At 70.3% G+C, this 25,599-nt stretch carries 22 protein-coding genes; 13 read left to right on the top strand and 9 right to left on the bottom strand.

Annotation, left to right across the window (positions count from 1 at the left end; genetic code table 11):
• Window positions 1-28: 28 nt before the first annotated feature.
• Genes AC0KXF_RS02455 through AC0KXF_RS02445 form a run of 3 tightly spaced genes read right to left on the bottom strand, consistent with a single transcriptional unit; the run spans window position 29 to window position 5,867 of the window.
• A complete protein-coding gene (locus tag AC0KXF_RS02455; RefSeq protein ID WP_473107687.1) occupies window positions 29-3,538 on the bottom strand; it encodes an error-prone DNA polymerase in 3,510 nt (1,169 codons plus the stop codon).
• Window positions 3,538-5,220: a DNA polymerase Y family protein gene (locus tag AC0KXF_RS02450; protein ID WP_473107686.1), complete on the bottom strand. Its 1,683-nt coding sequence runs from the start codon at window positions 5,218-5,220 to the stop codon at window positions 3,538-3,540. Before AC0KXF_RS02450 ends, AC0KXF_RS02455 begins: the two co-directional genes overlap by 1 nt.
• Window positions 5,217-5,867 (bottom strand): hypothetical protein, encoded by a 651-nt coding sequence (locus AC0KXF_RS02445; protein ID WP_473107685.1) that lies wholly within the window; start codon window positions 5,865-5,867, stop codon window positions 5,217-5,219. Before AC0KXF_RS02445 ends, AC0KXF_RS02450 begins: the two co-directional genes overlap by 4 nt.
• Before the next feature lie 99 nt (window positions 5,868-5,966).
• Between AC0KXF_RS02445 and AC0KXF_RS02440 the strand changes: the two genes are divergently transcribed.
• Both AC0KXF_RS02440 and AC0KXF_RS02435 read left to right on the top strand, forming a co-directional pair.
• Window positions 5,967-6,290, top strand: a complete 324-nt coding sequence (locus tag AC0KXF_RS02440) for a DUF2469 domain-containing protein (RefSeq protein ID WP_017884881.1) — start codon at window positions 5,967-5,969, stop codon at window positions 6,288-6,290.
• Window positions 6,291-6,415: 125 nt separating this feature from the next.
• A complete protein-coding gene (locus tag AC0KXF_RS02435; protein ID WP_473107684.1) occupies window positions 6,416-6,940 on the top strand; it encodes a peptidoglycan DD-metalloendopeptidase family protein in 525 nt (174 codons plus the stop codon).
• Window positions 6,941-6,947: 7 nt separating this feature from the next.
• On the opposite strand, the gene AC0KXF_RS02430 is transcribed toward AC0KXF_RS02435, so the two are convergent.
• The 4 genes from AC0KXF_RS02430 to AC0KXF_RS02415 form a co-directional block, all read right to left on the bottom strand.
• The gene (locus AC0KXF_RS02430) at window positions 6,948-7,862 is read right to left on the bottom strand and encodes a tyrosine recombinase XerC (RefSeq protein WP_473107683.1); all 915 of its coding nucleotides are present in this window, start codon (window positions 7,860-7,862) and stop codon (window positions 6,948-6,950) included.
• Between the two features lie 319 nt (window positions 7,863-8,181).
• Window positions 8,182-9,501, bottom strand: coding sequence for a DNA-processing protein DprA (dprA, locus tag AC0KXF_RS02425; protein WP_473107682.1), 1,320 nt, complete (start codon window positions 9,499-9,501; stop codon window positions 8,182-8,184).
• Window positions 9,498-11,072 (bottom strand): YifB family Mg chelatase-like AAA ATPase, encoded by a 1,575-nt coding sequence (locus AC0KXF_RS02420; protein ID WP_473107681.1) that lies wholly within the window; start codon window positions 11,070-11,072, stop codon window positions 9,498-9,500. The genes dprA and AC0KXF_RS02420 overlap by 4 nt, the downstream gene beginning before the upstream one ends.
• Window positions 11,069-11,437: a YraN family protein gene (locus AC0KXF_RS02415; RefSeq protein WP_473107680.1), complete on the bottom strand. Its 369-nt coding sequence runs from the start codon at window positions 11,435-11,437 to the stop codon at window positions 11,069-11,071. Before AC0KXF_RS02415 ends, AC0KXF_RS02420 begins: the two co-directional genes overlap by 4 nt.
• Before the next feature lie 346 nt (window positions 11,438-11,783).
• Between AC0KXF_RS02415 and rpsB the strand changes: the two genes are divergently transcribed.
• From rpsB to AC0KXF_RS02375, 8 genes are all read left to right on the top strand, one after another.
• Window positions 11,784-12,638, top strand: a complete 855-nt coding sequence (gene rpsB / locus AC0KXF_RS02410; RefSeq protein WP_473107679.1) for a 30S ribosomal protein S2 — start codon at window positions 11,784-11,786, stop codon at window positions 12,636-12,638.
• Window positions 12,639-12,699: 61 nt separating this feature from the next.
• On the top strand, window positions 12,700-13,530 hold the full coding sequence (tsf, locus tag AC0KXF_RS02405) for a translation elongation factor Ts (protein WP_473107678.1): 831 nt from the start codon (window positions 12,700-12,702) through the stop codon (window positions 13,528-13,530).
• Between the two features lie 127 nt (window positions 13,531-13,657).
• Entirely contained in the window at window positions 13,658-14,374 is a 717-nt protein-coding gene (pyrH, locus tag AC0KXF_RS02400) for a UMP kinase (RefSeq protein WP_473107677.1), read from the top strand.
• Between the two features lie 80 nt (window positions 14,375-14,454).
• Window positions 14,455-14,973: a ribosome recycling factor gene (gene frr, locus AC0KXF_RS02395; RefSeq protein WP_473107890.1), complete on the top strand. Its 519-nt coding sequence runs from the start codon at window positions 14,455-14,457 to the stop codon at window positions 14,971-14,973.
• Window positions 14,974-14,978: 5 nt separating this feature from the next.
• A complete protein-coding gene (locus AC0KXF_RS02390) occupies window positions 14,979-15,896 on the top strand; it encodes a phosphatidate cytidylyltransferase (protein ID WP_473107676.1) in 918 nt (305 codons plus the stop codon).
• Between the two features lie 50 nt (window positions 15,897-15,946).
• Window positions 15,947-16,495 (top strand): DivIVA domain-containing protein, encoded by a 549-nt coding sequence (locus AC0KXF_RS02385; RefSeq protein ID WP_473107675.1) that lies wholly within the window; start codon window positions 15,947-15,949, stop codon window positions 16,493-16,495.
• 64 nt (window positions 16,496-16,559) lie between these two features.
• Window positions 16,560-17,225, top strand: a complete 666-nt coding sequence (locus tag AC0KXF_RS02380; protein WP_473107674.1) for an aggregation-promoting factor C-terminal-like domain-containing protein — start codon at window positions 16,560-16,562, stop codon at window positions 17,223-17,225.
• A 29-nt stretch (window positions 17,226-17,254) separates the two neighbouring features.
• Complete coding sequence (locus AC0KXF_RS02375; RefSeq protein WP_223044259.1) at window positions 17,255-17,551, top strand: ATP/GTP-binding protein; 297 nt, start codon at window positions 17,255-17,257, stop codon at window positions 17,549-17,551.
• Window positions 17,552-17,569: 18 nt separating this feature from the next.
• Here the strand turns inward: AC0KXF_RS02375 and AC0KXF_RS02370 are convergent, their stop codons facing one another.
• Together AC0KXF_RS02370 and AC0KXF_RS02365 are read right to left on the bottom strand one after the other, a co-directional pair.
• Entirely contained in the window at window positions 17,570-18,097 is a 528-nt protein-coding gene (locus AC0KXF_RS02370; RefSeq protein WP_473107673.1) for a ribonuclease H family protein, read from the bottom strand.
• Window positions 18,094-21,057, bottom strand: a complete 2,964-nt coding sequence (locus AC0KXF_RS02365) for a hypothetical protein (protein ID WP_473107672.1) — start codon at window positions 21,055-21,057, stop codon at window positions 18,094-18,096. Before AC0KXF_RS02365 ends, AC0KXF_RS02370 begins: the two co-directional genes overlap by 4 nt.
• A gap of 277 nt (window positions 21,058-21,334) precedes the next feature.
• On the opposite strand from AC0KXF_RS02365, the gene AC0KXF_RS02360 reads away from it, so the two are divergent.
• From AC0KXF_RS02360 to AC0KXF_RS02350, 3 genes are read left to right on the top strand one after another with little or no spacing between them, the layout of a single operon-like run.
• Entirely contained in the window at window positions 21,335-23,269 is a 1,935-nt protein-coding gene (locus AC0KXF_RS02360; protein ID WP_473107671.1) for a DUF8094 domain-containing protein, read from the top strand.
• A gap of 2 nt (window positions 23,270-23,271) precedes the next feature.
• Window positions 23,272-24,273: a tetratricopeptide repeat protein gene (locus tag AC0KXF_RS02355; protein WP_473107670.1), complete on the top strand. Its 1,002-nt coding sequence runs from the start codon at window positions 23,272-23,274 to the stop codon at window positions 24,271-24,273.
• Between the two features lie 39 nt (window positions 24,274-24,312).
• Entirely contained in the window at window positions 24,313-25,569 is a 1,257-nt protein-coding gene (locus AC0KXF_RS02350; protein WP_473107669.1) for a cysteine desulfurase family protein, read from the top strand.
• Window positions 25,570-25,599 lie beyond the last annotated feature (30 nt).

Genomic DNA, 25,599 nt, shown 5'->3' with positions numbered 1-25,599 from the left:
AGCATATCCGGTGCCGGGTCGGCGCAGTTCAGCGGAAGTCGCGCGAGGTGACGCCGGCCGGTGCGGCCAGCGGTTCGAAAGCGTCGGCGATGATGTTGATCACCCCCTCGGGCGAGCGCTCGACCATGCCGCGGACCACGAGCGCGGGGGAGGACCGCGCCACGAGTCGGTTGCGCAGCCAGACATCGCGCCAGGTCACCACGTTGACGCTGCCCGCCTCGTCCTCCAGCGTCACGAAGACGATGCCGCCGGCGGTGCCGGGTCGCTGGCGGTGCGTGACGAGGCCTGCGACCTCAACCACAGTTCCGGGCGGTATCAGGCGTACCCCGTCAGAGCGCACCACTCCTCTCGCATCGAGCGAGTCGCGCAGCAGTTCGAGCGGGTGCGCGGTGAGCGGCACTCCGGTGGTCCACATGTCGAGCGCGGTCTGCTCGGCGGGGTTCAGCACGGGGAGCAGTGGTGGCTGCACGTGCACGGCGATACCCGGGAGGAAGCGCTCGCGGTTGTCTGCCGCCGGGGCTGCCGACCAGAGCGCCTCCCGGCGGCAGATCCCGAGGCTCTCGCAGGCGCCGGCCGCCGCAAGTGCCTCGATCCTGCTGCGATCCAGGTCGGCCCGTCGGGCGAGATCCGCGAGATCTGCGAAGGGTGCTTGCGCTCGGGCCTCGGCGATGCGCTTCGCCGCCGCGGCCTCGACGCCGCGGATCGCGGTGAGGCCGAGCCGCACTGCGAAGGCGCCGTCGCGGCGGTGGGCGGCACTGGTGTCGCGTGCGCCCGGATCGAAGGGGCCGGCGGCGGGCTGATGAGGATCGAGACAGGAGTCGAGCCCCGTGAGGCAGGGTCCGCGCCCGGGATCCGCGCCCGCGAGCGCTTCGAGATCGGCCTCGGCCGCCGACCGCTGCACATCGGGCGGCAGCACCTCGACCCCGTGCCGCCGCGCGTCCTGCACGAGCTCCCTGGAGGAGTAGAAGCCCATCGGCTGGGAGCGCAGCAGCCCCGCCAGGAAGGCCGCCGGGTAGTGCAGTTTGAACCATGAGCTGACGTAGACGAGCAGTGCGAAGCTGAGCGAGTGGCTCTCGGCGAAGCCGAAGTCGGCGAAAGATTTGATCTGCTCGTAGAGGCGGGCGGCTGCGTCGTCGGGGATGCCGTGGCGCTTCATCCCGGCGAAGAGCTTCGCCTCCAAGCTCTCGATCCGCTCCTCGCCGCGCTTCGAGCCCATCGAGCGGCGCAGCAGATCTGCGTCCTCCCCGTCGCAGTCGCCGATGGTCGTGGCCATCTGCATGAGCTGCTCCTGGAAGATGGGCACGCCCAGGGTGCGTTTGAGCACGGGTTCGAGGAGCGGATGGGGATAGGTCACGGTCTCCTGGCCGTTCTTGCGCCGCAGGAAGGGGTGCACGGCTCCGCCCTGGATCGGGCCGGGCCGGATCAGCGCGATCTCGATGACGAGGTCGTAGAACTCCCGCGGGAGCAATCGCGGCAGGGTGTTCAGCTGCGCCCGGCTCTCCACCTGGAACACGCCGACCGCGTCTGCTCGGCAGAGCATGTCGTAGACGCCGGGCTCCTCCTTGGGAACCGTGTCGAGCGTCCACCGCTCGCCCGTGCTCGCCGCGACGATGTCCATCGTCTTCTGCAGGGCGCTCAGCATGCCGAGCCCGAGCATGTCGAACTTGACGAGGCCCATCGTCTCGCAGCTGTCCTTGTCCCACTGCAGCACGGTGCGGTCGTCCATGCGGGCGTGCTCGATGGGGCAGACCTCGCCCACGGGCCGCTCCGTGAGCACCATTCCGCCGGAGTGGATGCCGAGGTGGCGCGGAGCCTTCAGGAACTGCCGGGCCAACTGCTGCACGGGAGCCGGAATCGGGCTTTCGGGATCGTCCTCGATGCCGCTCCAGCGCTCCAGGCCCTTGGTCCATGCTCGCTGCTGCCCGGGGCTGTAGCCGAGCGCCTTGGCGGCGTCGCGAATCGCCGCCTTGGGTCGGTAGCTGATGACGTTCGCGACCTGCGCCGCGTTGCGGCGGCCGTACTTGTTGTAGACGTACTGGATGATCTGCTCGCGCCGCTCGGAGTCGAAGTCGACGTCGATGTCGGGCTCCTCGTCGCGCAGGCTCGACAGGAAGCGCTCGAAGGGGAGGTCGTAGAAGATCGCGTCGACCGCCGTGATGCCCAGCACGTAGCAGACGGCGGAGTTCGCGGCCGATCCTCGTCCCTGGCACAGGATCCCCATTTCGCGAGCCTTGCTCACGAGATCGTGCACGATGAGGAAGTAGCCGGGGAAGTCTTTCAGCTCGATGACCTTGAGCTCCTGCTCGAGCCGGGCCCGGTTGCGCTCGGGGAGGGGCGTTCCGTAGCGTGCCTCTGCGCCCTCCCACACGAGCTTGCGCAGCCAGCTCATCTGCGTGTGCCCCTCGGGCAGATCCTGCTTCGGGAGCTTCGGGCGCGCGGCTTTCAACGGGAAGGCGAGTTCCCTGGCGAGCGGAACGGTGCGCGCGACCGCGTCGGGGTGACGGGCGAACCTGCGGAGCATCGCGGCTCCGCTGCGCAGGTGGGCGGATCCGGTCGCCGGCAGGTGCGGGTCGAGCTCGTCGAGGCTGCGCCTCGCGCGGACCGCGGCCATGGCCTCGGCGAGCGGGGACTGCTCCCGGGTGGCGTAATGGACATTGCCCGTGGCGACCGTGGGGAGGCCTCGCTCAGCGGCGAGGGATGCGAGACGCGCATTGACGGAGTCATCGCCGGGGTGACCGTGATTCGTGAGCTCGACGTACACGCTCTCCTCGCCGAAGAGCGCGGTGAGGCGATCGAGTTCCGCCAGCGCCAGGGTGTCGCCGATCTCTCGGGTCGAGGCCGACCCGTGCGTTCTCGCGAGGGCTCGGCGCACGGCGCCCTTGCGGCAGCCGGTGAGGATCACCCAGTGGTCCTTCCCAGCCGCTGCCAATGCTTCCAGATCGTAGACGGGCCTGCCCTTCTCGCCGCCGGCGAGCTGCGCCTCCGTGATCGCTCCGGCGAGGCGGTGATACCCCTCCGCCTGGCGCGCGAGTACCAGCAGGTGCGTGCCGGTCGGGTCGGCGGCGCCCAGCTGAGGGGCATCGAGCCCGAGCGAGAGCTCGGCACCGTAGACGGTGAGCAGCGGCTGGTGCCCCTGCATGCCGTCTTGACCGTCCCCGCTCTCCTCCCCGTCACGATCCTCCCTCTCCTGCTCCTTTCGCTTCGCCTCTCTGGCCTGAGCCTCGGCGGCCTCCGCGAACAGGGAGGCTCCGTAGAAGCCGTCGTGGTCGGTGAGCGCGATCCCAGTGAGCTCGAGGCGCGCGGCCTCCGCGACGAGTTGCTCGGGCGAGGACGAACCGTCGAGGAAGCTGAAGTGGGAATGCGCGTGCAGCTCGGCGTAGGGGACGGCAGGGGCCGAAGACCCGGGATCGGGAGGAGTGGCGGGAGTGAGAACCGCACCGGGATCGGGGGCGGGATCGGGCTCGACGGTATCCGGGGCGCGCCCCGAGAGCCGTCGCTCGAATTCCCGCCACGACAGCGGCGAGTTCTGCCAGCCCATCAGTCGTACCTCCCCTCGGCGTACCAGCGCCCCCGCTCGTGCAGCAGCAACCAGGCATCGCCGTCGCCGAGCTGCACCTGCAGCCTGAACCGTTCGGGAGCGCCTCGCCACCACTGCTCTCGCACGGGCCAGGGGAGCGACCAGCCGCTCACGGGGGCGTCGAATGCGGTGGGACCCACGCGGAGGCGTGCAGGCCGAGCGGTGAGCAGATCCTCCTCGTCGATGTCCACTGCGCGGGCGTGCTCGTCTCGAAGCTCGGCGGGGAGAGGCTCGGGGAAGACGAGGCTGGGCTTCAGCCCCGGCAGAGCTCCGGGCCAGGGGCCGGCGGCGGAGTCGCGCGCTGCGTGCTGCGCCGAATGGGCCGTGTTCCACGGCACGAAGCGCTGCCGCGCGGCGAGCATTCGCCCGCCGGCGAGTTCCGCCGTGCCGACACCGGTGTGTCCGAGTCGGCTTTGGGCCCTGCTGAGGTGGTGGTGCACCCGCGCGTCGGGTTCGGCGCTCCACAGTCCGGGCTCATGAGCGGAGGCGCGATCGGTGTGCGCGGGGGACAGGCGGACCAGGACGATACCCGAGCCCTCTCTCCCGCCTTCCTCCGGCGTATGCTTCGACGGCAGTGCGGCGACCTGCCAGCGGATGCGATTGACCGCGTCGGCGGCCGTGAAACGATGCGGGTGCGCCCACACCCGCTCGTGCCGCACGCCGAGATCGTCGGTGAGCTCGACGCGCAGCCCGGTGCAGACGAGGCGGTCCTCTGCGAGCCCCGAGATGAAGCGCTCGGCGAGCGCCATGCATGCGAACGCGAGCTGCTCCGAGTTCTCCACGGGAGGTTCGAGGGCGAGTTCCACCGCGAGGTCGCGCATCGGTCGCCGAGGCCGGACTTCGGAGCCGTGCCGCGGGCCCGAAGCGGATGCGCGCCGATGCGCAGTCACCCCGGCGGCCCCGAACCGCTGTCGCACCGCATCCTCGGGAAGCGCGGCCAGTGCGCCGAGCGTGCGAATGCCGAGACCGCTCAGCACCTCGGCGAGGGCGGGTTCTGCCGCGCGCGACACGGGGAGATCGCTCAGGAAGGCCGCCGCGGCACCGGGGGGCACGATGCGCACGCCCTCCCGGGGCGCCGTCACCGCGGGGTCGCCCGAGCCGGCGCGGGCGGCCTGCTCCGCGGCGAAGCGACCATCGGCGATCCCGACTCGCGCCTCGGCCAGGCCCAACTTCGCGGCGAGCGCCAGGATCGCCGCTGCGGCGCTCTCCTCACCCCCGTAATAGCGGGCGGGGCCGCGAGCGCGCATGGCGCAGAGACCCGGACGGAGCGGTTCGACTCCGGGGATGAGGCGTTCGAGCTCCGCGATCACCGGAGCGAATCGGCGCTCGTCGGTCTCCGGGTCATGCGGGTGCACCGCGAGGCTCGGGAGGCGGGACTGCGCCTCGGCCTCCCGCAGCCCCGCGCGCACCCCTTCGGCGCGCGCCGCGCCCGAGCAAGCCACCACCCGGCGATCCGCGACCAGCGCGATGTGCGGCGATTCCTGAGTCTCAGCCCCTGCGGCCTCGGCCTCCCGCAAGTGGGCGATCACCGGCCAGTCGGGGACCCAGAAGACGATGATCCGCTCAGCCGGGCTCGAAGCCGCGCTCGAAGCCGCGCTCGAAGCCGTGCTCGCCGCGGCGCTGCTCCCGAGTCCGCCACTCATCGGAGCACCAGCCTGCGCACTTCGCCGGCATCGGGGTCGGCGATCGCGCCGCCCGTGAAGCGCACGGCGTGGCGACCGACGCCCCGGCGATCCTGAGTCTGCACGATGAGTTCCCGATCCTCGAGCAGCCCGTGCCCCTGACCGAGCCCCCTCCAGTGAGATGCCGTGACCCGCAGCGTGCTCTCGGGACGGGGCCAGTCGCCCACCGCGACCAGCGCCGATCCGTGCTCGCGGAGCCGCGCCGAGACCCGTTCGACAGCGGTCGGACGGGGGTGCTGCACCCCGCACACGACGACGAGGGTGAGGATCTCGCTCAACGCGCCAGCCAATCCCACCGCGTCCGCACCCGGATCGGGGATGAGTACGCAGCGGTCGAGTGCGACCCCGAGCGCGGCGGCGGCTTCGGCCCCGAATGCGGGGCAGCCGATCACGCCGCACCACGCGCCGGTGGACGAGGCCTCGGCCAGCATCGCGAGGGCGAGCTGGAATGATCCGTGAACGGCGTAGCTGGCGCCCTTCCGCAGGGCGCCGCCCGGGAACAGCCGACGCAGCCCTGCCGCTGTGGGGAGCGCGCGATCGTCGAGCCGCAGCGGCTGCATCTCGGTGATGCGCTGCTGGAGCGAGCGAACGGTCGCGGGGGAATTCATGCAGCAATATTCGAACATATGTTCGAGTAAGTCAATCTCGGCGTGTCTCGCCCTCGTCGGGGAGCGGAGTGCTCGCGAGGACGGCGTAGGATGGGGTGGATGAACGAGGACGAGCTAGACGATTACGAGCGCGAGGCCGAGCTGTCGCTGTTTCGCGAGTACCGCGACATCGCCAGTCAGTTCCGCTACGTCGTCGAGACTGAGCGCCGCTTCTACCTGGCCAACGAGGTGGATCTCAAGCGGCAGGACGCCGGAAGCGACTTCTACTTCGAGCTTTCGATGAGTGACGTCTGGGTGTGGGACGTCTATCGCTCCGACCGCTTCGTGAAGTCGGTGAGGGTGCTTACATTCAAGGATGTGAACGTCGAGGAGCTCTCGGCCCGCGAGTTCAAGCTGCCCCAGGAGCTGTCGCTCGACGAGTAGCGGCCGGGGACGGTCTGTCCGACTGCTTCGCTCACAGATGAACCTCCGCCGGCACAGGGGATCACTTCTCCACAGATCGTGAGGATCCGGCCCCTGCGCTGTCGGTGCGATGGCACAGTCGGGGCATGACCATACTTCGCACACCGGCCCTCGTGCTTCTCGCGGCTGCCGCGCTCATCACCGGCCTGTCGTCGAGCGTCTCGGACACGGGCATCGAGACGAGACCCGCGCCCGCCGCGGGCAGCACTGCGGCTACCCTCTGGGTGTCGCCGACGGGAGCCCTCGAGGTGACAGGGCCCTATCGCGCGCCCCCGCACCGCTACGGTTCGGGGCACCGCGGAATCGACCTGGCAGCGGCACCGGGAGCGACGGTCGCCGCGCCCGCGGCGGGCACCGTGTCTTTCACGGGGACTGTAGTGGATCGGGCCGTGATCTCGGTGAGGGTGGACGAGCGGACCGTCTACTCGCTGGAGCCGGTGGCGAGCGACCTCGTTCCGGGAGACCGCGTGGCGAGCGGTGCGCTGCTCGGCGAGGCGGCTGTCGGGGGCCACTGTTCGAGTGAGTGCGTGCACCTGGGGGTGCGGGTGGACGGCGAATACGTGAATCCGCTGCGATACCTCATGCACCGGCCGGTGCTGCTGCCCTGGTGAAGGCGGGTCATGCGCGGGGGTGCGCCTGTCGGTAGCTCTCGGCGAGCCTCTCCGTGGAGACGTGGGTGTAGACCTGTGTGCTGGCGAGACTGGAGTGCCCGAGCAGCTCCTGCACGACGCGCAGATCCGCTCCGCCGTTCAGCAGGTGGGTCGCGGCGGTGTGCCGCAGCGTGTGCGGGCCGCGCGGGCCTCCGCCCGGTTCCCGCTCGAGTTCGCGTGCGACGAGCCGGTACACGGCGTTGCTGCCGAGCCTCGCGCCGCGGCTGCCGAGGAAGAGCGCCGCCTCGACGGACCCGGCGGATCTGGCCGAAAGAGCCGGTCTCCCCGATTCGAGATAGGCGGTGACGGCTGCTGCGGCAGGGCCGCCCAGCGGCACGACGCGTTCCTTGTTTCCCTTGCCGAGCACTCGCACGGTGCGCTCGCGCCGGTCGATGCTGTCGAGGTCGAGGGAGCACAGCTCGGAGACGCGCAGCGCCGAGGCGTACAGGAGCTCGAGGACGGCGTGATCTCGCAGCTGATCCGGGTCTCCGCTCTCGGCGCGCCCGGCTGCGCGTTCGAGGAGGCGCTTCATCTGCTCGTCGGCGAGCACCCGGGGGAGGTCTCGCTGGGCTTTCGGGGCGCGCAGCCTCGAAGCAGGGTTGCCCGGCACGAGGCGGCGCTGCTCGAGCCAGGAGCCGAACGACTTGAGCGTGGCGACGTTGCGGGAGAGAGTGCTCGCCGCGAGGCCGCGCTGCTGCCGCTGCCAGAGCCACCCGCGCATGAGCTCGAGGTCGCACTCGGACAGGGTGCGGGCGTCGGCCTGCTCGGCGAACTCCGCGAAATCGTGCAGATCTCGCGCGTAGGCGCGTACCGTGTGCTCGGAGTACCCGTATTCGAGGCGCACGGCGGCGATGAACGCCTCGATCGCCGCCGTCAGATCCATGCACTCATTCTCGCCGCTGCGGCATCGCCTCCGCCAGTTTCTCCGTCTCTCTATCGGATCGCGGCGGGAAGCTGCGGGGACGAGGTGTGCTCCTCCGAGTTCTCAGCCCCCTGGCCCAGGGGCGCTTCGAAGAACCGTAGCTCGTGTCCAGCCCAGCTCGTGTCCAGCCCGTCATGACCCGTGAGCGGCGGTTCGCCGCTTCAGCGCCCCTTCGGCGCGCTCGGGCATTTGAGCGCTCCCTCCGAGATACGGATCTTGCATGCCGCTTCGCGGAAGGGGCTGCAAGATCCGTATCTCGGAGGGTCGGGAATGGGGTGGCCTATGTTCGCCGTTCCAGTACCCACGCGGTGCCGGGGGAATCCGGTGTTTCGCGACGCGCCACGGCGCCGAGCAGTTCGAGTTCGGCGAGTGCGCCCCTCGCCTCCTGTTCGTCGACGCCGGCGAGCCGGGCGATTGCCGGGAGATCGCGGGCGCCTCGGAGCGGAAGCGCGTCGAGCACGCGCCGGTGCAGCGCGGGCTGGCGCGCCCCTTCGGATCCGCCCCCGCTGCCGCCGCTACCCGCACTGCCGCCACCGGCGGATCCCGCGGCCGCGGCGTTGCCGAAGAGCTCGAGATCATCGCCGAGTCCCGCGAACTCCCTGACCTCCGCCTCGTTCGTGACGAGCGCGGCGCCGTAGTCGCGAATCAGGCGATGGCATCCGGCCGAGGCAGAGCTGGTCACCGCTCCGGGCACGGCCCCGAGCGGCCGCCCCAGCTCCGCCGCGTGCCCGGCCGTGTTGAGCGACCCCGATCGCATCCCGGCCTCGGTGACGAGCGTGGCCCTGGAAAGAGCCGCGATCGTTCGGTTCCGCTGCAAGAATCGCCACCGGGTGGGTGCCGCACCCGGCACCATCTCGGAGCAGACCGCGCCCGCCTCGGCGATGCGTGTCAGCAGAGGGCCGTGCGAGCTCGGATAGGCGCGGTCCGCGCCGCCGGCCAGCACCGCGACGGTGGGCGAGCCGACGGCGAGCGCCGTGCGATGCGCGACGGCATCGATCCCGTACGCCGCGCCGGAGACGATGACCGCGCCCGCGGAGCACAGGACCTCCGTGAATTCGGCCGTCACACCGGCGCCGTACCCCGTGCACGCCCGCGCCCCCACCACCGCGACCGAGAACGCCGCGAGCTGAGACGCATCGCCCCGCGTCCAGAGCAGCAGGGGCGCGTGCCGCCCGAGATCATCGAGCGCGCTCGGCCAGTGCGGGGATCCCGGAGCCAGGATGCTCATCCCCGCATCGAGAGCGCGGTCGAGGTCGCCGATGCTCGCCGCTCGGTCGAGACGCAGCCGCCAGCGAGCGAACGCCTTGGCGACCGTGCCCGGAGGCGACTCGAAGGCCCCCTCTGCGCGAGCGATCTCGCAGACCCGACGGGGAGCGGTCGACGCCAGCAGCAGCTCGAGAGCCCGAACGGGTCCCAGGACCGATACGAGGGCGCCCGCGACCGCGTCACCCGGTTCCACGAGTCTCGACCACACCGCACGCGCGAACAGGCTCTCCGACTGTCCGGCCTCCGCTTCGGGCGCGAGCCGGATCACTCGCCCGCGCACATCGGCGTCGATGTCGAGCAGCGCCCGTGCCTGCCCCTCGCCGTGCTCGTTCACCGGGGATCACCGCCCCGAAGGGCGAGCGCCTGCGCGATCTCGTCCCGTTTCGGCCTGGGCCTGCCCGCGAGGTCCGCGATGCTCCATGCGACGCGCAGCACCCGGTCGTAGCCCCTCAGCGTCAGCGCCCCTCTGGCATACGCGCGGTCGAGCACGACGGTATCGGCTCGCGGCAGTCTCGCGGCCGAGCCCCGGAGCCAGCTGCCGGGCACCTCCGCGTTCGTGCTCCACGGAGTTCCCCGCAGCCGCTCGGCGGCCGCCCCGCGAGCCATGGTCACACGGTGCCGCAGCACAGCACTCGAGGGGCGGGCCGCTTCCGTATCGGCGAGCAGCACGCCCGGCACGCGTTCCACGGTGAGCCGTAGATCGATGCGATCGTTGAGCGGACCCGAGATGCGCTGCAGATACTTCACCCGCTTGCTCGGCGAGCAGCTGCACTCGGTGCCGGGATCCCGCGACCCGGCGTTGCCGCACGGGCACGGATTCGAAGCCAGGACCAGCTGAGTGCGCGCTGGAAGCACGGCGTGGACCCTGGCGCGATGAATCTCGATGCGGCCGGATTCGAGCGGTTGCCGCAGCGCATCGAGCACGGTCCCGGGAAACTCGGGAGCCTCGTCGAGGAATAGCACCCCGTGGCAGGCCCGTGTGATCGCCCCCGGACGTATCCCGCCGCTGTCGCCCCCGCCGATGATCGCCACCTTGGAAGCCGTGTGGTGCGGCGACTCCATGGGCGGACGGTTCACGAGCGAGGTGAGCGACACACCGCCCAGGGCCGCGATGCTGCTCACTGTCAGCGACTCCTCGTCCGTGAGGTCGGGGAGTATCGAGGGCAGCCGGGACACGAGCAGAGTCTTGCCCGCCCCGGGCGGTCCGAGCAGCGACAGATGGTGCCGACCCGCAGCGGCGACCACGAGCGCCTCGACGGATTCGGGCTGCCCGATCACATCGGCCATGTCGAGCATCGAATCATCCGCGTCACGGGGTGCGGTCGCGGGTGCGTTCGTCGCGACGCGCTCGCCGCCGGTGCCGGGCAGAACTCGCGCACGATCGCGCTCGCCTCGATACCAACCCACGGCGGCGGCGAGATCTGCTACCGCGATCACCTCGAGGTTCGGAACGAGCGCTGCTTCGGCGCTGCAGACCTCGGGCACCATGACGCGGCGGAAGCCGAGACTGTGCGCGGCCACGGCCGCGGGCAGCAGACCGGCGGGCCTGCGCAGTCCTCCGTCGAGCCCGAGCTCGCCGAGGTGCGCGGTCTGCGAGAGCTCGTGCGCCGGCACATGGCCCAGCGCGGCCAAGGCGGAGAGTGCGATCGCGAGGTCGAAACCGGAGCCCTGCTTCGGCAGAGAGGCCGGGCTCAGATTCACCGTGACGAAGCGCTCTGAGACGGGCATGCCGAGCTGCGCGGTGGCGGATCGCACGCGCAGCCGCGCCTCGGCCAGACTGGTGTCGGGGAGGCCGATGATCGCCATGCCGGGGAGCTGCTGCGACACTGCGGCCTCGACCATCACGGCGGTGCCGTCGAGTCCGGTGAGCGTGATCGCCGCGGCGCGGCAGACCGCGCGACTCACAGGAGGCCTCGCAGGTGCTCGATGCGGGGTGCGTCGTTCGAGGCCAGCGTGATGCCCACCGCGTCGACGCGCAGCTGCGGGGCGTGGGCCCCGCGATCCCGCGCCCAGTCGAGGAGCAGCCTCTTGATGCGCGCGGCTTTACGAGCGGTGATCGCCGAGAGCGGGCTCCCGTATCCGCCGCCCGTGCGGGTCTTCACCTCGACGGCGACGAGCGCGGAACGATCGCGAACGACGAGGTCGAGCTCGCCGTAGCGGTTGCGCCAGTTCCGTTCGAGCACGATGAACCCCTGCTTCTCGAGAAAGGCCGCGGCAAGCATCTCTCCCTGCGCGCCGAGGGTCTGGTTATGGGTTGGTGTGCGGGTCATGTGGCACCTCCTGCAGCTCAGCGTGAGGGATGCCGGGAGGCGGCCCGCGCGAAAACCGGCGAATGTGGATGGAAAGTCGGGTTCTGGGTGAAAACGCCCAGTTGTGAGCGGAGTCCTACCGTGATCGGCGCCGTCGCGCGGCGGCGCTTGGTGCTAAGATGGTCGATGCATCTCGAAAGAGATGACTTCGCGTGCCCGCACAGCGGAGCAAAGCCGACGGTCCCTGTTCGCGTATTCCACGCGCTGCAGGGCGGCCGAGCCCGGGGCACCAGGATCTGGTCGCACTCGCGACCGATGACAACCGCAAGCGCGCGCCCGCAGGGGCGCGCAGAACAGGAGAACGGCAATGGCCGTCGTCACCATGCGTCAGCTGCTCGACAGCGGTGTTCACTTCGGACACCAGACCCGCCGCTGGAACCCGAAGATGAAGCGCTTCATCTTCACCGAGCGCTCGGGCATCTACATCATCGACCTGCAGCAGTCGCTCGGCTACATCGATGCCGCCTACGAGTTCGTGAAGAGCACCGTCGCCCGCGGCGGCAACATCCTCTTCGTCGGCACCAAGAAGCAGGCCCAGGAAGCGATCGCCGAGCAGGCGACCCGCGTCAACCAGCCCTACGTCAACCAGCGCTGGCTCGGCGGCCTCCTCACCAACTTCCAGACCGTCACCGGGCGCCTCGAGCGCATGAAGGAGCTCGAGCAGCTCGACTTCGAGGGCACCACGAGCGGCTTCACCAAGAAGGAGCTGCTGCTCAAGAAGCGCGAGCTCGAGAAGCTGCAGAAGTCGCTCGGCGGCATCCGCAACATGAGCAAGACCCCGTCGGCTCTCTGGGTGGTCGACACCAAGAAGGAGCACCTCGCGATCGACGAGGCTCAGAAGCTCGGCATCCCGGTCATCGCGATCCTCGACACCAACTGCGATCCCGACGAGGTCACCTACCCGATCCCGGGCAACGACGACGCGATCCGCTCGGTCGCGCTGCTCACCCGCGTGATCGCCGACGCCGTCGCCGAGGGCCTCATGGAGCGTCACCAGAAGCCCGCCGAGGGTGCTGAGGCCGCTGCCGAGCCCCTCGCCGAGTGGGAGGTCGAACTGCTGAACGCCGAGAAGACCGAGGCTCCCGCCGAGAGCGCCGAGAGCGCCGAGGCCGCGACCGAGGCCCCCGCCGAGGCGGCCGCCGAGGCCCCCTCCGCCGAGTAACCACCACCAGAACTACATCCTGCGACTGCGCGCAGGATGACATGAAACAGAGGAGTCACACATGGCTGCAGTGAGCATGGCCGCTGTGAAGGAACTGCGCGAGCGCCTCGGCGCCGGCATGGTCGATAGCAAGAACGCACTCGTCGAGGCCGACGGCGACATCGAGAAGGCCATCGAGATCCTGCGTCTCAAGGGCCTGAAGGGCGTCGCGAAGCGCGGCGACCGCGAGGCGAGCGAGGGGCTCGTCGCCGTCAAGCAGTCGGAGGGCGCTGCGACGCTCATCGAGCTCGTCTGCGAGACCGACTTCGTCGCGAAGAACGAGAAGTTCCTCGCCCTCTCCGAGCGCGTGCTCGACGCCGTCGTGGCGGCCGGCGCGAAGACCACCGAGGAGGCCCTCGCGGCTCCCGCGGAGGGCAAGACCGTCGCCGAGCTCATCACCGACGAGGCCGCCATCATCGGCGAGCGCATCGAGCTGCGCAAGGTCACGCGCATCGACGCTCCGGCCACCGCCGTCTACCTCCACCGCACCTCGAAGGATCTGCCCCCGCAGATCGGCGTGATCGTGGGCTACGAGGGCGCCGACGAGAAGGCTGCGCTGAGCATCGCCCAGCACATCTCCTTCGCCGACCCGCTCTACGTCACCCGTGAGGAGGTGCCGGAGGCCGACGTCGAGAAGGAGCGCGAGATCGTCACCGAGATCTCGAAGAACGAGGGCAAGCCCGAGGCGGCTCTGCCGAAGATCGTCGAGGGGCGCCTGAACGCGTTCTTCAAGCAGGTCGTGCTGGGCGAGCAGGTGCACGCCCTCGATCCCGACAAGCGCGACGTGAAGAAGGTCGCCGACGCCGCGGGGATCACCGTCACCGCTTTCGCGCGCGGCAAGGTGGGCGCCTAAGCGTCTTCCAGGGCCCGGATCGCATCTGCGATCCGGGCCCTTATGCTGCGTGCGGCGGTGAACGCACGGCGCACGCAGCGGCACCCCATAAGCTACTTGATAGATCATCCGAGCGAAGGAGTACCCCATGACCGAGACCCCACGTAAGCGTCGAGTGCTGCTGAAGCTTTCGGGGGAGGCCTTCGGGGGAGGGACGCTGGGGGTGAACCCCGACGTGGTCAGCCAGATCGCCCGCGAGATCGCGGCGGCGATGGACGACGCCGAGGTCGCGGTCGTGGTCGGCGGGGGGAACTTCTTCCGCGGCGCCGAGCTCTCGCAGCGCGGCATGGATCGAGCGCGCGCGGACTACATGGGCATGCTCGGCACGGTGATGAACGCGCTGGCGCTGCAGGACTTCCTCGAGCAGGCGGGCGTCTCGAGCCGCGTGCAGTCGGCGATCACCATGACGCAGGTCGCGGAGACCTACATCCCGCTGCGCGCGATCCGGCACCTCGAGAAGGGGCGCGTGGTGATCTTCGGCGCGGGCGCCGGTCTGCCGTACTTCTCGACCGATACCGTCGCCGCGCAGCGCGCGCTCGAGATTCACGCCGACGAGGTGCTCGTCGCGAAGAACGGCGTCGACGGCGTCTACACCGCGGATCCGAACAAGGATCCCGACGCAACCCTCATCGAGGAGATCACCTACGGGGATGCCCTGGTGCAGGGGCTGAAGGTCGTCGACTCGACCTCGTTCAGCCTGTGCATGGACAACGGCATGCCGATGCGCGTGTTCGGCATGGAGCCTGCGGGTAACGTGACCGAGGCGATCCGCGGCAAGCAGCTCGGCACCCTCGTGCACCGCTAAGCTGGATATCAGAGCGTTTCAGAAGGTTTCAAAAGGAGAGCACCGTGATCGAAGAGATCTTCGTCGATGTCAAGGACCGCATGAACAGGGCGGTCGAGGCCGCGAAGGAGGGCTTCGCTACGGTGCGCACCGGCCGCGCCAACCCGGCCCTGCTGCAGAACCTGCAGGTCGACTACTACGGCACTCCGACGCCGCTGTCGCAGCTGGCGTCCGTGCAGAATCAGGATGCCCGCAGCCTGATCGTCACGCCCTACGACAAGGGCGCGATGAAGGGCATCGAGCAGGCGATCCGCGACATGCCGAACCTGGGGGCGAACCCCTCGAACGACGGCAATGTGATCCGCGTCACTCTGCCCGAGCTCACCGAGGAGCGCCGCAAGGAGTTCGTCAAGATCGTGAAGGGGCGCGCCGAGGACGCGCGTGTCGCGATCCGCAACGTGCGCCGCAGCGGCAAGGACGACCTCGATGCGCTCAAGAGCGAGGTCGGCGAGGACGAGGTGGCTCGCGCCGAGAAGGAGCTCGAGTCGGTGACCAAGCAGTTCATCGACCAGGTCGATGACGCGCTCAAGCGCAAAGAAGCCGAACTGCTGGAGGTCTAACCTCCATGGCCGGTTCTGACAGGCGCGACGAGTTGCGCAGCGCGATCGAGAGCAGACGCGCGCAGCTCGAGGCGACCAACGCCAGGATCGAGGCCCGGGCCGGGCGCAACCTGTTCTTCGCGATACTGTCGGGCCTCGTGTTCGCGGTGGTCTTCCTCGCGAGCCTGCTGCTCGTGAAGCAGGTGTTCGTGCTGCTCGTGGTGCTGCTCGTGGCGGTGGCGCTCGTCGAGCTCGCGGCCGCATTCCGGGTGGCGGGCCGGCGAGTACCACGCGTCGGCGTGGTGCTCGGAGGCCTGGTGGTGGTCGGCGGTGCCTACTTCTGGGGCGCCGAGGGCATGCTGCTCGGGCTGTTCGCCGGTTCGGCGCTGCTCACGGTCTGGCGGCTGGTCGAGGGCCTGGTCCCGGCGTGGGAGACGCCGCCCCGCACGCTGGTGCGCGACGTGTTCTCGGGCCTGTTCACGCTGGTCTACGTCGCGTTCCTGGCGTCTTTCGCGGTGCTGCTCGTCGATGTCGACGGCGGCGAGTGGTGGGTGTTCTCGCTCGTGCTCATCGTGGTCTCGGTCGATGTCGGGGCGTACGCCGCGGGAGTCACGCTGGGCAAGCACAAGATGACGCCGAGGATCAGCCCGAACAAGACCTGGGAGGGCTTCGCGGGCGCGGCCGTCGTGGCGACCGCGGTCGGTGTCGGAGTGTCGGTGCTGGCCCTGCAGCAGCCCTGGTGGGTCGGGATCGTGCTCGGCGTCGTGGTGCTGATCACGGCGACCATGGGGGATCTCACCGAGTCGCTCATCAAACGCAACCTGGGAGTGAAAGACATGAGTTCCTGGATCCCCGGTCATGGCGGGTTCCTCGATCGGCTCGACTCGCTGCTGCCGTCGGCCGTCGGAGTCTACGGCGTCGCGCTCGTGCTGGGGGTGGTGTGATGACAGCCGCTTCTCAGCAGGAACCGCGGGCGAGCCGCCAGAATGGTGCGGTGCACTCCTCTTTCCCCCTCGCCACAGGCTCGCAGATCGGCTATCAGCCGGAACAGGTGGATGCCTTCCTCGATCGTGCTCGGGCGGCCTACGAGGGGTCCGGCGAGGCATCCATGACCGCTGAGGAGGTCCGCCGTACGGCGTTCGCGGTGAAGCGCGGAGGATATGCGGCGCGCTACGTCGACGCCGCGATGGATCGGCTCGAGGACGTCTTCTTCGAGCGCGAGCGTCGCGCTCGTGTTCGATCAGAGGGTGAAGAAGCCTGGTGGGATGAGACGCGCCAGCTCCTCTCCGAGGTGCGCGGGCGCATGCAGCGGCCGCGGGGCAGGCGATTCCGTCGGCGCGGGATCTTCGCGACCGGTTACCGCCGATCGCAGGTCGATGCCTTCCTCGATCGGATCTTCGACATGTTCGAGCGCCGCGAGCTCGGGCTGTCGACGGCGGAGGTGCGCGACGTGGTGTTCCATTCGCAGTGGCGGGGCTACGACGAGGATCAGGTCGACGCCCTGCTCGATTCCGTCGTCGAGTTGATCCTCGCGACCCGCTGAGGGCCTCGGGCTCTTTCTCGCCGTCATTGAATGACTCCATCGTCTGAGATATAATCGTTATATTGTGCCTGTCGTGAATCCCACCCCCCTGTCGCGCTGGACCCGTGTGAAGGTCCCCGTCGCCGTACTCGCTGTCGCCGGAATCTTCGGTGGAGCGGTCGTCGCCCCGTTCGCAATGCCGAGCGCGCCCGCCGATGCCGAAGCAATGGCCTTCCAAGAGCGGATCCACCAGGAGTTCACTCCGAACGTCACGGAAGAGGCCGACCTCGTCTTCACCGAGGTGCCGGCGGAGCTCTCGCAGGCTGAGCAGCAGCGCATCAAGGCCGAAGAAGAGGCCAAGGCCGCTGCCAAGAAGGCGGAGGAAGAGGCGAAGAAGAAGTCTTCGTCCGGCTCCTCCTCGTCTTCGTCGGGGAGCGATTCCGGTGGAGGCGCCCCTCCGAAGTACTCCGGCGGGGGCTCGCCCGCCGAGTGGATGGCCGCCGCGGGCATCGCGGAATCCGACTGGGGCTACGTCGACTACATCGCGTCGAAGGAGAGCGGCTGGAACCCCAACGCGACGAACGCGAGTTCGGGTGCGTGCGGCCTGATCCAGGCCCTGCCCTGCAGCAAGGTGCCAGGCAACGGCTACGACCCCGTCGACAACCTGCGCTGGGCGAACGGGTACGCGGTCAGCCGCTACGGCAGCTGGGCTGCGGCCTATGACTTCTGGACTTCCAACCACTGGTGGTGAGTCGCCGGTGAGCGACGGGGGAGACCGCGGTGGCGCGTAGTCGTCGCGTCAACAAGTACCAGCGCGCCGCGGAGAACCCGCCTCGAGACGTCACCCGTCTCGCCTACGGCGGAGCGCGCAAGGAGATGCGTCGCGGAACGGAGTGGTTCGTCCGCGAGGTGCCCGCTCACCGCGCTGAGAAGAGCTACCGCTGCCCCGTCTGCGCGAACGAAGTGCCGCCGGGTCAGGCGCACGTCGTGGCGTGGAGCGCCGAGCACTTCTTCGGCGATGACGCGGCGGTGCGCGACCGCCGGCACTATCACCTCTATTGCTGGCAGGCCGGCTAGGTTCGACCCCGCGAGTCGCTAGAAGAGCGTCGGGGGAGCCGGGGGAGTCGAGACCGCGACCTCGGGCGTCGGGCTCGAGGATCCCGCGATACCGGGCCCTCGGTCCGGCTCTCGGCCGAGCTGGAACGCCGTAGCCGCCGCACGCGCTCGCTGATCCGCCGCCTCGTTGAGCGGATGACCCGCGTGCCCTTTCACCCACTCGAAGCGCACATCGCGGCCCGCGAGGGCCTTGTCGAGCTGCTCGAGCAGCTCACGATTGAGCACGGGTTTGCCGTCGGCCTTGCGCCAGCCGCGGCGCTTCCAACCGGGCATCCACTGGGTCACGGAGTTGATCACGTACTGGCTGTCGCACAGTACCCGCAGGGGTTCTTCCGCGCGGTCGGCTGTGGCGTGCAGGAGATCGAGCACGGCCATGAGCTCGCCCTGATTGTTGGTGGCGCGCGGCCAGCCCCCGGCCCGCCATTGCTCGCCGTCGATCACCCATGCCCAGCCCGCGGGGCCGGGGTTGCCGAGGGCCGAGCCGTCGGCGGCAGCGGTCAGCGTCACGCCTGCTCCTCCTGGGGATCCGACGGGTCCTCGGCGGAAGCCGCAGCGGGCTGCTCCGCCGCCGGAGGATCGTCCTCAGCCTGAGCGCTTCCGGCCTGATCGTCCTCCGGCTGCTCGAGCACGGGCCGCTCGACGACGTTGCCGGCCACGCTGCTCATCTTCTGCGCGTTCGAGAGCACCTCTCCGAGGCTCTCGAAGTAGCGGGCGACCGCTCCGCGCTCGACCTTCAGCTGCGTCATGCGATCCTCAGCAGCGGCCAGCACCTTCGTGGCGCGATCCTCGGCCGCGGCGAAGGTGGTCTGGGCGCGCTGCTCGGCCTCGAGGATGATCTCGGCTGCCCGGCGCTCGGCCTCGGCGCGCGTGTTCCGGGCATCCTGAGCGGCTTCGGAGGTGATGCGCTCGTACTCGGCCCGAGCGGCATCCAGCTGTGCTCGGAGTTCCGCGAGTTCGGTGCGAGTGGCCTCGATCTCCCGGCGCGACGCCTCAGCGGCCTCCTGCTGGCGAGTCGCGAGCTCCTGCTCGAGCGCTTCGCGCTGCTGCGCGGAGGAAGTGTTGAACTCGAGGGTCTCCGCCTCGATCCGCTCGCGCATGGCGCGCACCGCGTCCTCCGTCTCGGCGCGCAGCTGCGCGAGACGGGACTCCTCGGCGGCGCGGTGCTCGGCGACCTCGGCGACGGTGTCCGCGCGCAGCAGATCCGTCTCCTCCGTCACCGCGGTCCGCTTCGCCTCGACCTCCCGCTCGATGGCCGCGGTCTGCGCTTCGCGCTCGCGACGCAGGTCCTCCTCGTGCTGCGCACGGGCCGCGGCCATGGCGCGGTCGTGCTCCTCGCGTTCCCTGGCGATGTCGGCGGCGAGCTTGGTGCGCTCCCGGTCGATCTCCATCTCGAGGTCCTCGCGCTGCAGGCCGAGACTCTCGGCGGTCTCGTCGCGCTGGATACGCAGGCGCTCCTCGGCCGCCTCCCGCTCATCGGCGAGGCGCTGCTCGTGCTCGCGCAGTTGTGCGGCGAGGCGCTCGGCGTGCACGGTCGCCTCGTCCGAGAGCTGCGCTTCGACCTCCTCGCGCTGGCGGTCGAGCTGCCGTTCCTGCTCCTCGCGGGCCTCGGCGAGGCTCTGCTCGTGCGCCGCGCGTTCGGCGTCGACGCGAGCGCGGTGCTCCTCCCACTCCGCGATGAGCCGATCCTGATGGCTGGACAGCTCGCTGCCGATGCGGTTCTCGTGCGCCGCGCGCTCGCGCTTCATGCGCTCCTCGTGGGCCTCGAGCTCCGTCGAGAGCAGGTTCTCCTGCGCGGTGCGCTGTGCGGCGAGCTCCCGCTCCTGCAGCTCGCGCTCCTCGGCGAGGCGAGCCGAATGGGCTTCGCTCTCACGTGCGATCCTGCTGTCGTGCTGCTCGCGCTCCTGGGCGATGGACGCGTCGTGCTGCTCGCGCTCGCGCGCGATCGCGGTCTCGTGCTCCTCCCGCTCCCGCGCGATCCGAGCCTCGTGCTCTTCCCGCTCGTCGGCGAGTCTGCGATCGTGCGCCTCCCGCTCCTCGGCGATGCTCTGCTCGTGCGCCTCGCGCTCCCGTGCCAGACGGGACACGTGGGCGGTGAGCTCGGCCGAGAGCTGCTCCTCCTGCGCCTCGCGCTCGTTCCTCAGCTTGGCCTCGTGCGAGACGATCTCGGCGCGCAGGGCGTCGTCGTGGGCCTCGCGCTCCTCGGCGATGGCCTGCTCGTGGGCCTCGCGCTCGGCGGCGATGCTCGCCTCGTGCGCCTCCAGCTCCTGCCGCAGCTGCTGCTCCTGCTGCTCCCTGACAGCGGTCAGCTCGGCCTCCTGACGCTCGCGAGCCTCGGACCGGTCGCGAGCCGCGAGCTCGTCGGCGCGGGCGCGCTCGCGGGCTCCCTGCTCGGCGAGCGTGGCGAGTTCGGCGCGCTGCGCCTCGAGGGCGCGGGCGATGGCCGCCTCGTGCTCCTCGCGCTCTTGCGCGATGCGATCGGCGTGCACCTGCTGCTCCGAGGCGAGCCGCCGTTCGTGCTGCTCGCGCTCCGACGAGATCGCCTCGTCGTGCTCCCGACGCTCCTGAGCGATGCGTCCGCGGAGCGTCTCCATCTCGGTCGTGAGGGCCAGGCGCTCCGCCTCGATCCGTCCCTCGAGCTCGCGCTGGCGCTCGGTGTAGCGCTCCTCGAGCTCGGCCTCCTCGCGTTGCCGCTTGGCCTCGAACTCGGCGCGGGCGCGCTCGGACTCCTGCACGAGGCGTGCGCGCTCGAGCTCTGCCTCGCGTTCGCTCTCGGCCTTCTGCCTCGCGAAGGTCTCCGCGTGCCGCTCCGTCTCGCTCCGCAGTTCGTTCGCCTCGGCCCGGGCCTCGGCGGTGATCCGCTCGATCTCCGCGCGCGTCGATGCGAGCTCCGCCTGAGCGTCGCGGTGGGCGGTCTCGCGCTCAGCGGTGGCCTCTCGAACGGCGGCGCTGCGGGTGAGCTCGGCCTCGCGGCGGGCCTCCTCGACGAGCCGTTCGCGCTCCGCATTGGCGGCCGCCGTCTGCTCTGCGAGATCGGTGCGGGCGCCGGTGATGATGATCTCCGCCTGCTCCGAGGCCGACGAGAGCAGTTCGTCGGCGCGGTTCTGCGCCTGGGTGAGCACCCGCTTCGCCTCTTCCTCTGACGAGCGGCGCAGCTTCTCGGCATCGAGATCGGCCTGGGCCATCAGACGTTGGGCATGATCCTCGGCGACCTTGAGGCTCTTCTCGACACGCAGGCCGAGACCCGAGTATCCGCTCGCCCCGAGCTCGGCGACCTGCTCCTGCAGGTCCGCGATGAGTTCTCGCTGCTCCTGCCCGACCCGAGTGGCCTGCTGATGCGCGAGCTGCAGCGATTCGAGGTGCGACTGCAGCGTGGCGATGTGCCCGGTCAGGGATCCGATGCGCTCGTCCACTTCCTCGCGGTTGTAGCCGCGGAAGGCAGGGGAGAACTGCTGGGCTGATTCGGACACGTGGCCTCCGGGAATCGAACGACGTCGTACTCGCCTGGCTGGGAGAGGGAGCACAGAGAATGAGGTCCAGATTAACGCACCCGGGTGTGCATGAGCCGGGATCCGCACAAATCCCAGCTCGCGCGGGCTCTCCCTCAGGTTTCTGTTGTGCGGGTATCCATCTCGTATCGAGAAAGCTCCGGTACCGTTGTCTGAAGAACAGTGACGCCCCAGCCGACCCCTCGGTCGAATCGCCGCCCCGGCGGCGGGCGTCGTCCACTCTTGATAAGGAGCCCCCGTGCGATATGTGCTTGCGATCGCGGCGCTGGTGATCTCCGGTGTCCTGCTGCTGCTGGGCATCGGCCAGCGTACGTTCCTCGCCGGCCCGTCCGAGATCAGTTTCCCGGTCGAGACGAACTCCGAAGCCGGTTACGCCCTCATCGACGGCGGGGAGCTCGCGAAGATGCCCGGTCAGGCGAATGTCGTGGTGCGGGGCGGTCAGGCCTTCGTCGCGACGGGGCAGACGCGCGACGTCGAGGGCTGGGTCGAGCCGTACCTGCACGCCGAGCTGACGGTGGATACGAAGCAGCAGCGCCTGCTGAGTGCGCTCGTCGCCCCGGACGTGGTCGATGCGCCCGCACCCGGAGCGGAGGCCGAAGTTCCCGCGGCCCTCGATCCTCGTGGCAGCGACCTGTGGCTCGAGGAGCGCTCCGTCGACGACGAGAGCGAGGGCGCAGACGCCAGCACCCTTCGGGTTCCGGTGGCGCTCGGAGAGGAGCAGTCGGTGCTGATCGCGTCGAACGGCGAGGACCCCGTGCCCTCCGATGTCTCGCTCGTGTGGGCGCAGGATCCCGATACGCCGTGGGCGGGTCCGCTGCTCGTGGGCGGCGGCCTCTTCGCGGTCGTCGGCGGCGTGCTCTATCTGCTCGCGATCGACCACAACCGCCGCGGCCTCGGCCCGCGCCGCGGTCGTCGCGGGCCTCTGCAGGGCATCCGCAATGCGTTCGGCCGTTCGGGCCGTCGCCGGGACACGGCGCAGGCCCCGGTCGAGAACGGCGCGGGATCCGGATCGGGATCCGCTTCGATGCGTTCCGCGCGAGGCGCCCGCGTGCGCCGCGCGGCAGCCGTTCCCGCCCTCGGCCTCGCCGCCGTGGTCGGTCTGACCGGTTGCTCGCCCAGCTACTGGCCGCAGCTCGGCCCTGAGCCGGTGAAGGAGGAGACCCCTGCGCCGACGCCCTCGTCCGCGGCGCCGGTTCCCGTGACCGATGGACAGCTGAGCCGGATCGTGCAGCGCGTTTCGGAGCTGTCGAACGAGGCCGACGACGGTCTCAACGTCGACCTGCTCGGGGAGCGGTTCACGGGCGACGCGCTGGCGCAGCGCACCGCGAACTACACGATCCGCTCGGCCATGCCGGAATACAGCGTCGTGCCGCCTCGGATCACCGATAGGGAACTCGACTACGAGCTCGTGCAGAGCACCGAGTCGTGGCCGCGCACCATCTTCGTGACGGTGGAGTCCACGAGCGGATCCGACGATCCCGCGGACGCTGTCGTCGAGGACCCCACGGCCGAGGATGCCACGGATCCCGAGGAGACCGAGGCCCCCGCGACCTCGCCCTCGCTCGCCCTCGTCCTCACGCAGGAGACCCCGCAGCAGAACTATCAGGTCTCGCGGGTGCTCGCGCTGCGCGGCGGGATCTCGATGCCGCAGGCCGCGCCGGCCGAGGAGGGGACTGCACTGCTCGCGAACGACATCGAATCGCTCGTGGCGCCGCCGGGCGAGGTCGGCGCGCAGTTCGCGGCCGTGCTGCAGGGCGGAGCCGAGGTTCCCGAAGCCGAGGCCTTCGATATCGAGGACGACACCCTGCTGAAGAACTACGGCAAGGCGCTCGCGGAGCAGGCCCAGAAGCAGTCGGACGACAAGGGGCAGTCCATGGCCTTCTCGGTCGCCGCGCGTCAGGGCGACGAGGATCCGATCGCGCTCTCGACGGGCGTCGGCGGCGCGCTGGTCGCCACGACCGTGATTGAGGAGCAGATCGTCGACGCGGCAGGCGGGCGGTACAAGCCGCAGGCGAACGGGGCCGTGACGGCCCTCTCCGGGCTCGAGGGGGAGCAGGAGCGGCTCGTGCAGGAGGTCGCGCACCAGCTGCTCTTCTACGTGCCCAGCAAGACGGACGGAAGCAAGATCCAGCTGCTCGGTGTGACGAGCGAGCTGGTGGGAGTGAGGAATTGAGCATGAGCCAGCAGATGCCCGAGCGTATTCCCGGCGGCGGGATCGACCTGAGTCACCTGGCCGCCCGAGGGCAGGCCGCCCAGGGAGGCGCTGCCGCGCCTCAGGCCGCCGCATCTCAGACCGCATCCTCGGGTGCCGCGCCCGGAGCGGGGCAGACGGTCGACGTGCCGTCGCTCGTGCTCGACGTCACCGATGCGACGTTCGAGCAGATCGCGCAGCTCTCGGCCGTGGTGCCGGTGGTCTTCGACCTGTGGGCCGAGTGGTGCCAGCCGTGCAAGACCCTGAGCCCGGTGATCGAGAAGGTCACCCGAGAGTTCGACGGCCGCGTGCTGCTCGCCAAGGTCGACGTCGATGCGAACCCCGGTCTGGCTCAGGCCTTCCAGGCGCAGTCGATTCCGACGGTCGTCGCGCTCGTGGGCGGTCGGCCGGTGCCGCTGTTCCAGGGTGCGGTGCCCGAGGCGCAGGTGCGGGAGTTCTTCGGCCAGCTCGTGCAGCTCGCCGAGCAGAACGGCGTCTCGGGTCGCGTGAGTGCTCCGGACCAGGGCGACGAGGCCCAGGTCGGCCCGTCCGAGCCCGCTGAGCCGGAGATCCCCGAAGCGCATCGCGCCGCGGTGGAGGCCGCCGAGCGCGGCGACTACGCGGCGGCGGTGACCGAGTGGGAGGCGGTGCTGGCGAAGGCTCCGGCCGACGCGGAGGCCCGCGCGGCGCTCGTGCAGATGAAGCTGCTGCAGCGTCTGCAGGGGCGCACCGCCGATGAGATCCGCTCGGCGGCGGCGGCCGATGGCGGCGACGTCGAGGCACAGCTGGCCGTCGCCGATCTCGACGTCTCGGGCGGCCATGTCGAAGACGCCTTCCTGCGCCTGCTCGATCTCTTCGCCGAGAGCACGGACGCCGATGACCGCGCAGTGATCCGCGAGCGGTTGCTGGAGCTCTTCGAGGTGGTCGGGGTCGCGGATCCGCGCGTCGCCGCTGCGCGAGGGCGTCTCGCGAATCTGCTCTACTGAGCGCCCCTGCCGGCTGCGGAGCGGGGAGCGGAAGACGGGATGACGAGAGCGGAGCCGGGCGGAGGCCGCGTACGCGCCTACCTGGACCACGCGGCGACCTCGGCGATGCCGGAGGAGGTGCTCGCCGCTTACACCGAGGCGCTGCGACTGATCGGCAACCCCGCGTCGACCCACGGTCACGGCCAGCGGGCGAGCGAGGTGCTCGAGCGGGCGCGCGAGCGGCTCTCGAGGGCGCTCGGCTGCGATCCCGCCGAGCTGATCCTCACCGGAGGCGGCACCGAGTCGATCAACCTCGCGATCAAGGGCATGTTCTGGGCAAGGCGAGCGAAGCTGGGCGGCGAGCCGGTGCTGCTGATCGCGGAGGGGGAGCACCACGCCACGATCGAGGCGGCGGAGTGGCTGCGCGACGCGCAGGGCGCTCGCCTGCGGTGGCTGCCCGTCGACGGTGAGGGTGCGCTGCACCCCGAGACGCTCGCCTCGGCCATCGCGGAGGAGGGCGCGGAGAACATCGCGCTCGTCTCGTTCCTGTGGGCGAACAACGAGGTGGGCACCGTGCAGCCGGTCGCGGAGCTGTGCCGGATCGCGGCCGAGGCCGGGGTGCCGACGCACGTCGACGCCGTGTCAGCGCTGGGTCAGCTGCCGATCGATTTCGCGGCTTCCGGGGCCTCCGCCGTGTCGGTCTCGGCGCACAAGATCGGGGGACCGGTCGGCGTCGGAGCGCTCGTGCTCGGGCGGCGCGCGGCGACCGAGCCGCTGCTGCACGGCGGCACGCAGCAGCGGGCGCGATCCGGCACTCAGGATGTCGCGGGAGCCGTCGCATTCGCCGCCGCCATCGACCTCGCGGTCGATGCCGACGGGCGCCCGGATCAGGCCCGCACGGCACGACTCGCGGCGCTGCGCGACCGGCTCATCTCGGGCGTGCGCGCGATCGACCCCGCAGCGGTGCTGCGCGGGCCGGAGCCCGATCCGAGTGCCGCCCCAAGCTCAGGGCCGGTGCCGGGCGAAGGACCGAACCGGCTTCCCGGTAATGCCCATTTCACCTTTCCAGGCTGCCAGGGCGACTCGCTCGTGTTCCTGCTCGACGCCGCGGGTGTGTCGGTCTCGGTCGGTTCGGCGTGCAGGGCGGGCGTGGCCGAGATCTCGCACGTGCTGCTCGCGATGGGGGTCCCGGAGTCGGAGGCGGCTGGAGCGCTGCGCTTCACGCTCGGCCCGGATACGCGCGACGACGAGGTCGATGCGTTGCTCGACACCCTCCCGAGAGCGCTCGAGCGGGCGCGCGCGGCGGGCCTCTCGTAGGGCGGCTCCCGCCCCGCCCAGACGAGCATC

The organism is Leucobacter holotrichiae, from assembly GCF_055791005.1.
The sequence above is the reverse complement of the archived record's forward strand: the minus strand, read 5'-3'. Positions and strand labels throughout refer to the sequence as shown.

Excerpts from the sequence above, each read along its gene's own strand:
- AC0KXF_RS02455 (WP_473107687.1), bottom strand. The coding sequence starts at position 3,538 with ATGGGCTGGCAGAACTCGCCGCTGTCGTGGCGGGAATTCGAGCGACGG.
- AC0KXF_RS02450 (WP_473107686.1), bottom strand. The coding sequence starts at position 5,220 with ATGAGTGGCGGACTCGGGAGCAGCGCCGCGGCGAGCACGGCTTCGAGC.
- AC0KXF_RS02445 (WP_473107685.1), bottom strand. The coding sequence starts at position 5,867 with ATGAATTCCCCCGCGACCGTTCGCTCGCTCCAGCAGCGCATCACCGAG.
- AC0KXF_RS02440 (WP_017884881.1), top strand. The coding sequence starts at position 5,967 with ATGAACGAGGACGAGCTAGACGATTACGAGCGCGAGGCCGAGCTGTCG.
- AC0KXF_RS02435 (WP_473107684.1), top strand. The coding sequence starts at position 6,416 with ATGACCATACTTCGCACACCGGCCCTCGTGCTTCTCGCGGCTGCCGCG.
- AC0KXF_RS02430 (WP_473107683.1), bottom strand. The coding sequence starts at position 7,862 with ATGGATCTGACGGCGGCGATCGAGGCGTTCATCGCCGCCGTGCGCCTC.
- AC0KXF_RS02415 (WP_473107680.1), bottom strand. The coding sequence starts at position 11,437 with ATGACCCGCACACCAACCCATAACCAGACCCTCGGCGCGCAGGGAGAG.
- rpsB (WP_473107679.1), top strand. The coding sequence starts at position 11,784 with ATGGCCGTCGTCACCATGCGTCAGCTGCTCGACAGCGGTGTTCACTTC.
- tsf (WP_473107678.1), top strand. The coding sequence starts at position 12,700 with ATGGCTGCAGTGAGCATGGCCGCTGTGAAGGAACTGCGCGAGCGCCTC.
- pyrH (WP_473107677.1), top strand. The coding sequence starts at position 13,658 with ATGACCGAGACCCCACGTAAGCGTCGAGTGCTGCTGAAGCTTTCGGGG.
- frr (WP_473107890.1), top strand. The coding sequence starts at position 14,455 with ATGAACAGGGCGGTCGAGGCCGCGAAGGAGGGCTTCGCTACGGTGCGC.
- AC0KXF_RS02390 (WP_473107676.1), top strand. The coding sequence starts at position 14,979 with ATGGCCGGTTCTGACAGGCGCGACGAGTTGCGCAGCGCGATCGAGAGC.
- AC0KXF_RS02355 (WP_473107670.1), top strand. The coding sequence starts at position 23,272 with ATGAGCCAGCAGATGCCCGAGCGTATTCCCGGCGGCGGGATCGACCTG.
- AC0KXF_RS02350 (WP_473107669.1), top strand. The coding sequence starts at position 24,313 with ATGACGAGAGCGGAGCCGGGCGGAGGCCGCGTACGCGCCTACCTGGAC.